The organism is Bacillus horti (assembly GCF_030813115.1).
GTDB classification, from domain to species: domain Bacteria; phylum Bacillota; class Bacilli; order Caldalkalibacillales; family JCM-10596; genus Bacillus_CH; species Bacillus_CH horti.
In genome coordinates, this window is the sequence record NZ_JAUSTY010000005.1 from 88,691 (window position 1) to 102,080 (window position 13,390).

14 protein-coding genes are annotated in these 13,390 nt (G+C 39.2%); all 14 read left to right on the forward strand.

Translation table 11 applies throughout. The features are described 5' to 3' along the window. The 14 genes from J2S11_RS07105 (at position 1) to J2S11_RS07170 (ending at position 13,263) form a co-directional block, all read left to right on the forward strand. Positions 1-1,110, forward strand: coding sequence for a GerAB/ArcD/ProY family transporter (locus J2S11_RS07105; protein ID WP_307392778.1), 1,110 nt, complete (start codon positions 1-3; stop codon positions 1,108-1,110). After that, on the forward strand, positions 1,094-2,251 hold the full coding sequence (locus J2S11_RS07110) for a Ger(x)C family spore germination protein (protein WP_307392780.1): 1,158 nt from the start codon (positions 1,094-1,096) through the stop codon (positions 2,249-2,251). The genes J2S11_RS07105 and J2S11_RS07110 overlap by 17 nt, the downstream gene beginning before the upstream one ends. 217 nt (positions 2,252-2,468) lie before the next feature. Then, the gene (locus J2S11_RS07115) at positions 2,469-2,732 is read left to right on the forward strand and encodes a hypothetical protein (protein WP_307392782.1); all 264 of its coding nucleotides are present in this window, start codon (positions 2,469-2,471) and stop codon (positions 2,730-2,732) included. 144 nt (positions 2,733-2,876) lie between these two features. Then, complete coding sequence (locus tag J2S11_RS07120) at positions 2,877-4,634, forward strand: ABC transporter transmembrane domain-containing protein (protein WP_307392784.1); 1,758 nt, start codon at positions 2,877-2,879, stop codon at positions 4,632-4,634. After that, complete coding sequence (locus J2S11_RS07125; protein WP_307392786.1) at positions 4,631-6,463, forward strand: ABC transporter ATP-binding protein; 1,833 nt, start codon at positions 4,631-4,633, stop codon at positions 6,461-6,463. The genes J2S11_RS07120 and J2S11_RS07125 overlap by 4 nt, the downstream gene beginning before the upstream one ends. Before the next feature lie 123 nt (positions 6,464-6,586). Continuing rightward, positions 6,587-6,871, forward strand: a complete 285-nt coding sequence (locus tag J2S11_RS07130; protein WP_370875474.1) for a DUF1657 domain-containing protein — start codon at positions 6,587-6,589, stop codon at positions 6,869-6,871. Positions 6,872-7,023: 152 nt separating this feature from the next. Beyond that, positions 7,024-7,230 carry a DUF1657 domain-containing protein gene (locus J2S11_RS07135; RefSeq protein ID WP_307392788.1) on the forward strand — a complete coding sequence of 69 codons (207 nt, stop codon included), beginning with the start codon at positions 7,024-7,026 and terminating at the stop codon, positions 7,228-7,230. A gap of 19 nt (positions 7,231-7,249) precedes the next feature. After that, entirely contained in the window at positions 7,250-8,110 is an 861-nt protein-coding gene (locus J2S11_RS07140; RefSeq protein WP_307392790.1) for a DUF421 domain-containing protein, read from the forward strand. Positions 8,111-8,122: 12 nt separating this feature from the next. Further along, positions 8,123-8,599 carry a stage V sporulation protein AC gene (gene spoVAC / locus J2S11_RS07145; RefSeq protein ID WP_307392792.1) on the forward strand — a complete coding sequence of 159 codons (477 nt, stop codon included), beginning with the start codon at positions 8,123-8,125 and terminating at the stop codon, positions 8,597-8,599. A gap of 5 nt (positions 8,600-8,604) precedes the next feature. Beyond that, positions 8,605-9,642: a stage V sporulation protein AD gene (spoVAD, locus tag J2S11_RS07150; RefSeq protein WP_307392794.1), complete on the forward strand. Its 1,038-nt coding sequence runs from the start codon at positions 8,605-8,607 to the stop codon at positions 9,640-9,642. Positions 9,643-9,806: 164 nt separating this feature from the next. Beyond that, positions 9,807-10,163 carry a stage V sporulation protein AE gene (spoVAE, locus tag J2S11_RS07155; RefSeq protein WP_307392795.1) on the forward strand — a complete coding sequence of 119 codons (357 nt, stop codon included), beginning with the start codon at positions 9,807-9,809 and terminating at the stop codon, positions 10,161-10,163. Positions 10,164-10,222: 59 nt separating this feature from the next. Continuing rightward, a complete protein-coding gene (locus tag J2S11_RS07160) occupies positions 10,223-10,927 on the forward strand; it encodes a DUF421 domain-containing protein (protein WP_307392796.1) in 705 nt (234 codons plus the stop codon). 415 nt (positions 10,928-11,342) lie between these two features. Next, positions 11,343-11,888: a bifunctional pyr operon transcriptional regulator/uracil phosphoribosyltransferase PyrR gene (gene pyrR / locus J2S11_RS07165; protein WP_307392798.1), complete on the forward strand. Its 546-nt coding sequence runs from the start codon at positions 11,343-11,345 to the stop codon at positions 11,886-11,888. Between the two features lie 73 nt (positions 11,889-11,961). Next, a complete protein-coding gene (locus tag J2S11_RS07170; RefSeq protein WP_307393268.1) occupies positions 11,962-13,263 on the forward strand; it encodes a solute carrier family 23 protein in 1,302 nt (433 codons plus the stop codon). The last annotated feature ends 127 nt before the right edge of the window (positions 13,264-13,390 follow it).

A 13,390-nucleotide genomic window follows, 5' to 3' on the forward strand; every position in this document is an offset into this window, starting at 1 on the left:
ATGGCGAAGGAAAAGCTTAATTACATCCATATTATCGTTACAGTTTATGTCCTTCAGCTCGGCGTTGATATGTTTAGAATGTCTAATATGCTTGCCGAGGATTTTGGAACGAATGGCTGGATTGCTATTCTTATTGTCTCTATTTTTGTGGTCGGTATAATTTATACTATTGGCTTGGTTTACAGGCTAGGAGAAGGAAAATCCATATTTGAAATCCTAGAAAATCATCTGCCCAAATTCATGCTGTATCCTTTTTATCTAGGGGTTGCTGTTCTGTGGACGTTGATAGGTACATTTATTGGGAAACATTACATTTTTGTATTGCAAATGCTTTCCTTTCCAACAACCTCTCAATCCATTTTTAACGGAATGCTTATTTTTTTAGCGATTATTCTTTTCTCCATGGGTATTTACAACATGGTTAAGGCGGCAACTATTTTCTTTTTCTTCACAGTTTGGACCATTTTTGTGGTCGCATTTTACTTACCTGAATTTGAATTCATTCGTTTAACTACACATTTCTTTTCTGGTGGAGACGGTTATATTAAGGGATTTTATCGTGTTTTTGTTACCTTTTTCGGTTTTGAATTAGTACTGCTTTTATTTCCTTATATGCAGAAAAATACTCCTGTCTTTAAAGCTACATTAATTGGCCATCTATTGCTTACTTCTGCTTATGTCATTGCCTCTATTGTTTGCTTTGGCGTCTTTAGCCTTTATCAATTAAAGTATTTGCTAGTACCAGGCTTGGAGCTCCTTAGTTATATTGAGCTTCCGTTTGTAGAAAGGGTAGAAAGCTTGATTTTCAATCTCTTTATTGGTGAGGTTATCGTTTCAATAGGCTTTTATTTCTGGGGAGCACAGGAGATGCTTATTCGCTTATTTAGAAAGCATAGCAAAGCAAAAAAAGCAAAAAAGCTCACACTTGCTCTAATAGCAGGTATTTTTGTGTACTCTATGCAATTTGATACTCTCATTCAGGTTCATGAAATGCTACATAAATTAAGCTTATTCCATACGGCTGTTATTTTTGGACTACCAATTGTTCTCCTTTCATTATTATTTTGGGAAAAGAGAAAGGAGAAAAAGAGCAATGCAAAATCCATATAAAAACAGAATTCTGTTGTTGACCTTAGTTGTTATTTTACTGTTATCGGGATGCGCAGATGTACGAATTCTGGAGGAGCTTGGTTTTATTCATTCGGCTGGCTACGAATATGCAGAAGGTAAGGGGGAAAATGACAGAAACAATCTATTGGTCACATTTAAAGTATTAAAGGCTGAGGAAACAGGTGGGAAAGGAAATGAAACTCTTACAACTGTAGCGAATAGTGGAAAGGAGGCTAGAACAAGGCTTGATCGTCAAACGAATAATCAGCTTGTGTCAGGACAATTCCGATCAGCTTTATTTGCTGATGAATACGCTCGTAAAGGGGTGTGGGATATTGTAGATACCCTTGTACGTGACCCAACCATAGGAAAAAGAAGCCGAATTGTTGTTATTGAAGGATCGCCTCATGAGATCCTTCAAGCAGAATTTAGCCAGCATCCAGATGTGGGTCATTATATTGATCAAATGCTGGATAAGGAAGAGAAAGCAAATAAAATTCCAAATTGTAATCTATATATATTTTCTCGGGACTTGTTTGATTTAGGGATTGATCCAGTTGTTCCTCTTTTAAAAATAGGAAAGAAGAGTCTTATTATAAACGGGATTGGAATATTCAGAGATGATCGGTATGTTTCGAAAATTAATCCTATTGATGTCCCATACTTTTATTTTATGAAGAAAAATTTCAAGGGGGGAGATTTAAACCTGACAATCCAGCATGATGGAGCAGAGGAACAAGAAATCATTTTATTGTCAAATCTGATTAGTAAACGGAAGATTAAAGTGCAAAGAGGGCAAGGAGATCAGATAAAAGTTAATATCGAACTAAATGTAATGGGCTCCTTGCTAGAATACATTGGAAAGCTAGACATTACTGTAGATGGGAATGTACACATATTAGAAGAAGCGGTGGCTAGGGAGGTCGAAAAGTCTGCGCAAAAGGTAGTAGAGCTCCTACAGAGCAATGGAGCAGACTCTCTTGGCATAGGTATGTACGTAAGAAACAGTATGACGGCTAAGGAGTGGAAGGAATTAGATTATAAGAAGCAGTATCCAACTATTGACGTATCTGTTCAGGCAAAAGTCGTTATTAAGAATATTGGAATCAGTAAATCTGGTACAAGAGTTGGTGTGCAGTAGCAGTTCAATTATTTTTTTCATTGACAGCTATTTGAAAGTATTGTAACGTGAATTGTGTATGAAGTAGGTAGGAATTGGTTTTATAAACAAATCTTCGGCGCTTCCTAATTGGAGCGTCTTTCACAATTTATAGCAAGATTGTGGATTATACATATATAAATTTCAGGTAAGGTTCAAGGACAATTTGTACTGGCTGTAAGCGTCAGGAGGCAAAGCAATGAGCAAGATCCCGTACCATAAAATGTTAGTTGAATTGGATGGTCAGGAAGCGGAAATTATTATTCGTGCCCTCCAGCTCTATATCTCAAAGGAGTCTTCTATCAACCGCTCATTTAAGGTCACATTTTATAACAATCTTATTTTACGGATTAGAAAAAAGAAGACGGAATTTCATAGCGAATGGAAAAAATACATCTTAAATGGGGTTGAATATGAAGCGGATACTGAAGCAAATAACGACATGCTTCCTCTCCCCTTTTAATAGTGAATTTCATCTTTACTTTTCGCACTTAAAAAGGATATAATTTTTGTATTCATACCATAAGTAGCCATGGATAGACGACTATCCGTGGCTTTATTCATGCAAGAAAAAGGTAAACAGCCGGTTGGAACAGGGGGATAGGCTATGAATGTATTTAAGGACTTATTTTGGTTTTTTAAGCAGGAAAAAAAATATTATTTAACAGGAATTGTGATGCTTTTTCTTGTTTCCCTGCTTACGTTAATTCCTCCATATGTGGTAGGAGTGATCGTGGACAGAATTTTAGAGGGTAGCTTATCGAGGTCAGTATTAATTCAGTGGTTGATTTTCCTACTAGTAGTTGGAATACTGACGTATATTCTAAGATATGTGTGGAGAATCATGATTTTTGGACCTTCTATTCGGTTAGGAAAGCAATTACGTAATCAATTGTATGTCCATTTCAACAAAATGTCTCCTCAATTTTATCAAAAAAGAAGAGTAGGAGATTTAATGGCTCACTCCACAAACGATGTGCAAGCCGTTGAAGCTACTGCTGGTGAGGGAGTATTAACACTTGTTGATTCTTTAACCATGGGTGGAATGGTCGTTATTATGATGGCCTTAGCGATTAACTTTCCACTTACATTAATCGTCTTGCTACCAATGCCTCTTATGGCCTGGGCTACTGGGTATTACGGTAAGCTGCTTCATGAGCGATTTTTTCATGCTCAAAGTGCCTTTTCCGACCTTAACGATAAAGTGCAGGAGAATGTATCTGGTGTAAGAGTTATTAAGGCATTTGGACAGGAAGCAGATGAGAAGGAGTCCTTTCGTAAGCAATCGGCTGATGTTGTACAAAAAAATGTAGCTGTAGCTAAGGTCGACTCATTGTTTGATCCAACGATTTCTTTTATTGTAGGACTATCGTATATTCTGGCGATTAGCTTTGGCTCATGGTTTGTTGTACGGGAAACGATTACGCTTGGTGAACTGGTTACATTTACGATGTATTTAGGTATGCTGATTTGGCCAATGCTAGCCTTCGGCTTTCTATTTAACATTGTGGAGAGAGGCAGGGCCTCCTATGATCGGATCAGAAGCTTGCTTAGTGTCAAGGAGGATATTACTGATAAAGAAAACGCTATCGTAACTACACCGAGTGGAAACTTGGCTTATAGCATACAATCCTATAGCTTTCCAGAATCTGATCAGGCTGTTCTTCGTGACATCCAGTTTCGTCTTGAGCAAGGAGAGACGCTAGGAATAGTAGGTAAGACTGGTTCAGGAAAAACAACGCTATTACGCTTGTTGCTCAGAGAATTTGATTGTAAGGATGGAGATATGACAATTGGTGGAACGTCCATTTATGATTTTAAGCGTTCAGCTTTGCGTTCAGCAATTGGTTATGTTCCCCAAGAACATTTTCTTTTCTCGGCTACATTAGCTGAAAATATTGCGTTTGGTAAAGCAGAGGCTACCATGGCTGAAATTAAACGGGCAGCCCAAATTGCCTGTATTGATGAAGATATTGAACGTTTTCCAGAGGGCTATAATACGGTTGTTGGAGAACGTGGAGTTACTCTGTCAGGAGGACAAAAGCAAAGAATATCTATTGCCAGGGCCATTCTCCTTAATCCTGAAATTCTGATTCTAGATGACTCCTTATCAGCTGTAGATGCTAAGACAGAGGAAACAATCGTTAATGAATTAAGAGCAAACCGTGCAAACAAAACAACGATTATTTCTGCTCATCGCTTAAGTGCTATTGAGCATGCTGACCTGATTATTGTTTTGGAGGATGGCAGGATTGCGGAGCGAGGTACACATGAAGAGCTTCTAGAAGCAGATCAATGGTATGCGATGATGTACAGGCATCAGCAGCTTGAAAGCCTAGTTGCGCAAGGGGGAGGTACAGCATGAGTCAACCGTATACGACAGAGCGCTTAGCCAAAAAGCATATTTTCAGGCGATTAATGCGTTATGCATGGCCTCACAAAAAAAGCTTACTTATAGCCTTTATAATCCTAATGATTGCAACAGGTGCTGATATCGCCGGTCCATTTCTATTAAAGGTATTTATTGATAACCATTTAACTCCTTTTATCGAACAAGGTATTGCATGGCAATGGACAATAATTGGTGTTCTATTTGCCGTTTATGCTATGTCATTGATTGTCAATGTTGGGCTTAGCTACGTACAGGCTTTTCAGTTTCAGAAAATTGCGCTCAACATTATTCAGCAGCTTAGAATTGATGTATTTGGACAGGTACAGCATTTGGGACTAACTTTTTTTGATCAGACACCTGGTGGGAGCTTAGTTTCTAGGATTACGAATGATACAGAAGCGATTAAGGACTTATATATAAGTGTTTTAGCTGTTTTTTTACAAAATATATTATTCCTCATTGGAATATTTGTAGCTATGTTCTTCTTGGATGTTCAACTGGCTTTGTTCTGCTTAGTTATTTTACCGGTTATTTTTATGATTATGTGGGCGTATCGTGCTCTTTCAGCAAAGGTCTACCATATTTCAAGAGCTAAGCTTAGCCAATTAAACGCTAAATTAAGTGAATCCCTGCAGGGTATGAATATTATTCAGGTGTTCAGCCAGGAGAAAAGGCTGCATAAGAGCTTTGATCAGATTAATGAAGAGCATAACGAAGCGAGAATGGGCACGATTAAGCTAAATGGCTTACTACTCCGCCCAGCTGTTGATTTTGTTTATCTAATCACCCTTATGATTGTATTATGGTACTTTGGAATTCTCTCTTTGGAAGCAAATTCGGAAACAGCCTTCCAAATTGGTGTCCTGTACGCCTTTGTCAATTATCTAGGTCGTTTTTTCGAGCCTGTAAACACGATGATGCAAAGGCTAGCTCAATACCAGCAAGCAATGGTGTCCGCTGAACGTGTATTTGGTTTATTGGATGACGACCGCTTAGCTCCTTCAAAGCAGGGTAAAGATCAACCTAAAATAACGGATGGACGAATTGTATTTGACAATGTGACGTTTTCATATGATGGGAAAACGGATGTGTTGAAGAATATTTCATTTACCGCTGAGCCAGGCCAAACGGTTGCTCTTGTAGGGCATACAGGAAGTGGGAAGAGCTCAATTACAAATCTACTGATGCATTTTTATTCAGTAGAACAAGGTCATATTACGATAGATGGTAAGCCACTACAAACCTATACGAATGAAGAAATAAGAAAGAATGTTGGTTTAGTTTTACAGGATGCCTTTTTATTTGTAGGAGATATCAAGCATAATATTCGTCTTCATAATATGGAGATTACGGATGAGCAGCTTGAAGAAGCAGCGAGGTTTGTTCAAGCAGACACGTTTATTCAGAAGCTTCCGCAGAAATATAATGAGCCTGTCGGGGAGAGAGGAGCTACATTCTCTAGTGGACAACGACAGCTTCTATCCTTTGCCAGAACAATGGCACTGCAGCCTAAAATCTTGGTGCTGGATGAGGCCACCGCTAATGTAGATACAGAAACGGAGGAAGCGATTCAGCTAGCTCTTGATAAGATGAGAAAAGGAAGAACAACAATAGCTATCGCTCACCGTCTATCTACAATTCAGGATGCAGATTTAATTCTTGTTTTACATCAGGGAGAAATTGTGGAGAGAGGGACTCATCAAGAGCTTTTAGGACAGGAAGGGCTTTATCATAAAATGTATCTTCTCCAGCAAGGGGCACACAAGGAAGTAAAAGAAGTAGTGCAGCAGGAGATCCATTAATCACTTTATTAAAAAGCTTATAGAATAAATATAGGAGGCACAGCAAAGAAGCTGTGTCTTATTTTTTTGCATAAAACTATTTTTTATAGGCAACTATAACGTTATCCAGAAGGGAGAATGATGATGACCGTACAAACACAAATCCAACAATGTATTGCTAGTGCTCAAAGTGTTGAAGCTAGCTTGACCCAATTTTCATTGGAAACAGAAAATCAGCAGGCTAAGCAAATGTTTGAACAGCTTGCCCAACAGCAAAAAACTATTGTTTCGCAGCTTGAGGGAAGATACCAACAGGTTCTACAAGAAGAGCCACAGTTTAATCAAAGCCAAAATCAGTCGTCCAGTCAGGCACAGAATCAAATGCAAGCCAGTATGCAGAATCAAACACAGGGATCTAAAAAACAGTAGTAGTTTTTTGTCGTGTAGCTAGAATTGGATTAGTTACACGACTTCCCTTTTATCATTGAGACAGGAGTTTAGCTAGATTAAGTTGATTCAAGCAAGTTTTAAACAAAAGAGTTTTTATGGTAGTCGCTAAATGATTAGGAAGGTGAGTTAGGATGACCGTAGCTTCTAAGGTAAAACAGGCATTTGCCTCATTAAAAACAGCACAGTCACAGATTGAACAATATAGCTGGTATCATCCAGATGAGCAGGCAAAAGAACATTTTCAAACAAGCAAACATGATCTACAGTCGATTATTGAAGATATGGAACAACGGATCAAAGAAATTGAATTTGAGGAGCCGCAATTTAAGGGCTTTTAAGTAGGGAGGAGTAGCTTCTATGTCTGAATGGGGTATTATCGTTTTACGAACCGTCCTTCTATTTTTCTTAGTCATAATAGCCTTTCCACTTTTCGGAAGAAAATCAATTTCCTCTATGACTATGCTCGATTTTATATTGGTTTTTGTATCAGGAAGCATGATCGCCTTAATCGCGCTTAATGTGATTGAAAACTTAGCTTTTGGACTTATTGCATTACTGCTATGGACGGGTGGTATTCTTGCTCTTCAATATGCGATTCAAAAATCTAAATGGGCTCATCAGCACATCGCTGGTAAAGAAATTGTTGTTATCAAAAATGGGAAAATTCTAGAGGAAAATTTACATGTAGCTAAGATGACAGGAGAAGAGCTTTTATCTCAATTGAGACGCAAGGATATTTTCAGTATGGCTGATGTGGAGTTTGCTGTGCTTGAAGCGAATGGAGATATTACTACTCTGCTCAAAAGAGATAAGCAGCCTGTAACGCCAAATGATTTGAGAGTTAAAGTAAATGAGTATCAGGAGCCACAGACCGTCATGTTAGATGGGAATATTCTAGATGAACCCCTCACGACGATTGGTTTGAACAGAGATTGGTTGCTAGAACAGCTTCAGCAGATCGGGGTAGCCGAAGAAAATATTTTTTTGGCTCAGGTAGATTCAATGGGTGAGCTTTATATCGATACCTTTGATGATGTCATCCAGATTCCACAGCCCTCTGCCAAAGCTTTGCTCTTGGCTACATTAAAAAAGCTAGAGGCACAGTTTAGACAATTTTCCTTTGAGACACAAAATCCCGAATGGAAGTCAAAGTATGAGCAACATGCTCAGCAGATACATGAGGTATTGAATAGATTGGAACCCTATCTTGATACATAGAGGAGTGAGATTATGTCCGATAAAAAGAAGAAGAAGCTAACCCCAACACAGCAGGAGTACCAAGCTTTTATCAAGGATATAGAGCCTAAGCGTCCTTTAGCGAGAAATTGCATTCTTGCCTTTTTAGTTGGGGGCAGCATCTGTGCTATTGGACAAGGATTTACGTATTTTTATATGAGCTTCTTTGATTTCACAGAGAAAACAGCAGGAAACCCCACTGTTGCAACAATGATTTTTCTGGGCATCCTACTCACAGGATTTGGTGTCTATGATCATCTAGCGCAATGGGCTGGGGCAGGTACGGCTGTTCCTGTAACAGGCTTTGCCAATGCGATGTCTTCGGCTGCTATCGAGCATAAAAGTGAGGGGTTTGTTCTTGGAGTGGGGACTAATATGTTCAAGCTTGCTGGACCAGTTATTGTTTATGGAACGGTTGCTGCCTTTTTTGTTGCATTGATTAAGGAATTAATTGCGAAGCTGGGGGGCTAATAAAAATGCTACAGGGACATCAGAGCTGGAATTTCGTATCTAGGCCGATTTTGACCTCCTCTGCCACTATTGTTGGACCCTTTGAGGGGAAGGGACCCCTAGCTCTAGATTTTGACCGGATACATGGTGATACCTGGATCGGTCAGGAGAGCTGGGAAAAGGCAGAAAAACGTCTATTAGAGGAAGCAACAGAGCTGGCCATTGAGAAGGCTGGTCTAGAAAAAGAACAGGTTCAATTTTTTCTAGGTGGGGATCTATTAGCTCAGCTTGTTTCCAGTAATTTTGCTGCTAGAACATTAGGTATTCCCTTTCTAGGGATATTTGGAGCCTGCTCTACGTCAATGGAAGGCTTAGCTCTTGCTGCCCAAATGGTGGATGCCAATAATGCTCATACAGTGATGTGTGGGACGTCCAGCCATAATTCCTCGGCAGAAAAACAGTTTCGTTACCCTACGGAGTACGGCGGGCAGAAGCCTCCAACAGCTCAATGGACGGTAACGGGTGGAGCGGCAGCAATTGTGCAGGCAGAGGATCACATCAAAACAGAGAGCAAGGTAGAAGGAACTCGTAGTATTAGAGTGACTGGGGCAACCATTGGACGGATTATAGATATGGGTATTAGTGACCCTTTTAATATGGGAGGAGCTATGGCTCCAGCTGCTGTGGATACGATTACAGCTCATTTTCGAGACTTTCAGCGTAGCTTTGAGGATTATGATCTAATTGCCACCGGTGATTTAGGGCATGTTGGTCACCAGATTGCTCGAGACCTACTAAAAAAGCACGGCATTAAAGTCTCAGATGAGAAATTTAAGGACTGCGGAAAAATGATCTTCGGAGACAACCCAACTGTCTTAGCAGGAGGCAGTGGATGCGCGTGCTCAGCTACAGTAACCTACGGACATATTCTAAACAAAATGAAAGCAGGGGAGCTAAAAAAGGTATTCATTGCTGCTACAGGAGCACTCCTCTCACCATTAAGCTATCAGCAAAAGGAATCTATACCGTGTATTTGTCACGGAGTGGTATTAGAAGCGGAGTAACAAAGCTTTAAGGACGTGGTAAGCGTGATCATCTATTTTTTTGTGTGGATTTTCAAGCAAATTCAAGGAAGGGCATGGAACTGGTTAGGTGCGATTTTTGAATTTGAGTATGAGCTGGATTAGTCTATTGGAACGAACGGAGCATACAGTAAGGAGTGAACAATATGCTAGCAAGCTTTTTTTGGGCTTTTGTTGTTGGAGGAATTATATGTGTTATTGGGCAGGTCATGCTGGATGTTTTTAAGCTTACGCCAGCTCATACGATGAGTGCGCTTGTCGTTTCAGGAGCCATCCTTGATGGATTAGGCTTTTATGAACGTCTGATCGATTTTGCTGGAGCAGGAGCCACTGTTCCCATTACCAGTTTTGGTAACTCTCTAGTTCATGGAGCAATGGCTGAAGCTAAAGCGAATGGTTTAATTGGTATCATCACAGGGATATTTGAGGTTACTAGTGCAGGAATTTCCTCTGCCATTATCTTTTCTTTTTTAGCCGCTCTTGTTTTCAGGCCCAAAGGTTGATGTGAAAGGCAACTTACTTAATCATTGCATCTTCACTAGAATAGGAAGGAGAAGGAGCTATGGGAGCCATTTGGTATGGAGCTGAAGACTTACCGATTTACGGTTTTTTGGTACGTGCACTTTTGGTCTATGTGTATATGTTTCTAATTATAAAAATTTTAGGTCAGCGATCCATCGGAACTCTGCATCCTCTTGACTTCTTATTTGGTGTGATTATTGGAGATATTTTAGGTGAACCTCTAACATCAGGAGATAAACCTATTGCAGGTCCATTAGCGGCTGCGGGATTAATAAGCTTTTTCCATCTTTCCTTATCTTATTTGTCACTTAAAACTCCTCGTTTTCGAAGAATCGTGGAGGATGAGCCCTTAATTCTAATTGAGAATGGTAAGATACTGGAGAAAGAACTGAGGAAGACAAAAATAACTGTGGAGTCTTTAATGATGGATTTACGCCTAAGGAATGCTGCAGATTTAAATGAAGTTGACTATGCAGTGCTTGAGTCAAATGGACAAATCAGTGTGATTAAAAATACCCATAGTAATGCCCTAACACCACAAGATATGCAAATTAAAAAGCCTAAAAAAGGATATCCAAGTGTTTTGATATTAGACGGACATATCATTTCACATAATTTAAAGAAGTTTGGAAACCAGGGTTGGCTTATGCAGCAATTAAATAACAGGGGTGTGAAGCGGGTAGATGAAGTATTTCTAATGACCGTTGATCATGCTGGTGGTGTATATATTAGCCAAAAGAGTTAGAAATGAGGAGAGTAAGTTTCATTACAGGAATAAATCTAATTACTAGAAATCATTTAGAAATTTAATTATAAAATTTAATTATAAATAATTGACTATAACCAATAAAAATGTCATACTTTTATAGACTTATGAATTAGGTATGAAAAGACGTAGTTTTCTGATTGTAACTTATCTAACTGAATAGCTAGTTATCTTTAATTTAGTCCAGAGAGGCTGACAAGGTAGCGAATATAAGTTGTACAAGCTTCATTCTAGAATTGTATTTTCTATAGGTATGTCTTATAGAGAGAAGATTTCGATGAAATGAAGACTTTTCACTCAACTTATCTTCTAATGGTATATCCAGCTTCTTGTCCAAAGGACAAGAAGCTTTTTTTATGAAGTTAGACACTATACTAAGAGAGGGGATTGTACATTGGACAAATCTAGGCTTATTTTAGATCAGGATGCCATACGTAGAGCTTTGACAAGGATTGCTCATGAAATTATTGAGCGAAACAAGGGAATTTCAAATTGTGTACTGGTGGGAATTAAAACTAGAGGAATTTATCTTGCCCAGCGCCTAGCTGAACGTATTAAAGAGATTGAAAGCTTTGATGTGCCAGTTGGTGAGCTTGATATTACATTATATCGTGATGATCTAACCTTTAAGCATGAAAGTCAGGATCCTGTGATTAAAGGCACTCAGCTACCCGTTGATATTACAGGAAAAACAGTGATCTTAGTTGATGATGTGCTATATACAGGACGTACGGTAAGAGCAGGTCTTGATGCACTAATTGATCATGGCCGACCTCAATCCATTCAGCTTGCTGTATTGGTTGACCGAGGACATCGAGAGCTACCAATTCGTCCTGATTTTGTAGGAAAAAATGTTCCTACCTCTAAAGAAGAAATAATTGCTGTGCAGCTATTCGAGACGGATGAACAAGATCATGTACAGATCAAAGCAGATAAATAATAGTAGAAGTTAATGAAATAATAAATAGAGCTTATTCTTAAAGAGATTAGAGCAGGAGAGGAAGTTATTGGATATGGATCAGCAGGAAAAGGTAGTTTTAGACGTTAAAGATATTCCCAAGCCACAGAGTTGGCTGATATTAAGCTTACAGCATTTGTTCGCTATGTTTGGGGCGACGATATTAGTTCCTATATTAGTGGGCTTAGACCCATCAGTTGCCTTAATGTCTAGTGGTTTAGGGACAATTGCTTACTTATTAATTACAAAAGGACAAATCCCAGGCTACCTAGGCTCCTCTTTCGCTTTTATTGCTCCCATACAAACAGTTATGCTTGTAGACGGACCTGAAGCTGTAATGTTTGGAAGCTTTGTAGCAGGTTTGGTATACGGAATAGTAGCTCTTCTAGTTAAGTCATTTGGGGTAGGCTGGCTTCGGAAATTGTTGCCACCTATCGTAGTAGGACCAGTTATTATCGTCATTGGTCTAGGATTAGCTAGTACAGCAATTGGTATGGCTATGAATGATCCAGCAACTGGTGAATATGATTTAACTTTATTTTCAGCTGCTCTTGTAACATTGGCCATTACGATAATCGCAACAATATTCTTCAAAGGCTTTTTCGGCCTAATACCTATTCTAATTGGTGTTGTTGGAGGATACGTTTACTCAGCTTTCATTGGAATCATAGATTTTTCAGGGCTTCAAAATGCTTCCCTCTTTGGGATGCCCGACCAAGTGTACATTCCATTTCTAACATACACACCGCAAATATCGTGGCTCGCTGCCTTCATTATTGCACCTGTTGCGTTTGTAACTCTTGCTGAGCATATTGGAGACCAAATGGTGCTAAGTAAGGTCATGAATCGTAACCTGCTGAAAAAGCCAGGCTTACATCGCTCTATCCTTGGGGATGGTGTAGCGACCATTATAGCATCATTTGTTGGTGGACCGCCTAATACAACATACGGTGAGAATATTGGTGTTTTAACGATCACAAGAATCTTTAGTGTTTTTGTTGTCGGTGGTGCAGCTTGTCTAGCTATTTTGTTTGGTTTTAGTCCAATGGTCAGTGAATTTATTGGCTCAATTCCTACAAGTGTAATGGGTGGAGTTGCTATCCTGTTATTTGGTGTTATCGCTTCAGCCGGGTTAAGAATGCTTATTGAAAGTCAGGTTCACTTCGGCGATAAACGTAACCTAGTGATATCTTCGGTTATTTTGGTTATCGGAATTGGTGGGGCCCTTATCCAAGTAGGTGAAAATTTTCAGGTTGCTGGTATGGCACTAGCTACAATCGTGGGTATGTTCTTAAATTTAGTTCTGCCAGGTAAAGAATCGGCTTATGGAACTAAAGAGATGTTCACAGATGAATAAACTTCATACATTGATTCACCTTTAACAGACAGTCCTGAGAGACTGGTAAGGTGCTTTACACGGAAATCTATAGAGTGCAGCTATCAGCCTGTATTCTTGTTTCTCATACCGTGTAACTTGTTAAGCA

Excerpts from the sequence above, each read along its gene's own strand:
- J2S11_RS07115 (WP_307392782.1), top strand. The coding sequence starts at position 2,469 with ATGAGCAAGATCCCGTACCATAAAATGTTAGTTGAATTGGATGGTCAG.
- J2S11_RS07105 (WP_307392778.1), top strand. The coding sequence starts at position 1 with ATGGCGAAGGAAAAGCTTAATTACATCCATATTATCGTTACAGTTTAT.
- J2S11_RS07125 (WP_307392786.1), top strand. The coding sequence starts at position 4,631 with ATGAGTCAACCGTATACGACAGAGCGCTTAGCCAAAAAGCATATTTTC.
- J2S11_RS07130 (WP_370875474.1), top strand. The coding sequence starts at position 6,587 with ATGACCGTACAAACACAAATCCAACAATGTATTGCTAGTGCTCAAAGT.
- spoVAD (WP_307392794.1), top strand. The coding sequence starts at position 8,605 with ATGCTACAGGGACATCAGAGCTGGAATTTCGTATCTAGGCCGATTTTG.
- spoVAE (WP_307392795.1), top strand. The coding sequence starts at position 9,807 with ATGCTAGCAAGCTTTTTTTGGGCTTTTGTTGTTGGAGGAATTATATGT.
- J2S11_RS07135 (WP_307392788.1), top strand. The coding sequence starts at position 7,024 with ATGACCGTAGCTTCTAAGGTAAAACAGGCATTTGCCTCATTAAAAACA.
- J2S11_RS07170 (WP_307393268.1), top strand. The coding sequence starts at position 11,962 with ATGGATCAGCAGGAAAAGGTAGTTTTAGACGTTAAAGATATTCCCAAG.
- J2S11_RS07160 (WP_307392796.1), top strand. The coding sequence starts at position 10,223 with ATGGGAGCCATTTGGTATGGAGCTGAAGACTTACCGATTTACGGTTTT.
- spoVAC (WP_307392792.1), top strand. The coding sequence starts at position 8,123 with ATGTCCGATAAAAAGAAGAAGAAGCTAACCCCAACACAGCAGGAGTAC.
- J2S11_RS07120 (WP_307392784.1), top strand. The coding sequence starts at position 2,877 with ATGAATGTATTTAAGGACTTATTTTGGTTTTTTAAGCAGGAAAAAAAA.
- J2S11_RS07140 (WP_307392790.1), top strand. The coding sequence starts at position 7,250 with ATGTCTGAATGGGGTATTATCGTTTTACGAACCGTCCTTCTATTTTTC.
- J2S11_RS07110 (WP_307392780.1), top strand. The coding sequence starts at position 1,094 with ATGCAAAATCCATATAAAAACAGAATTCTGTTGTTGACCTTAGTTGTT.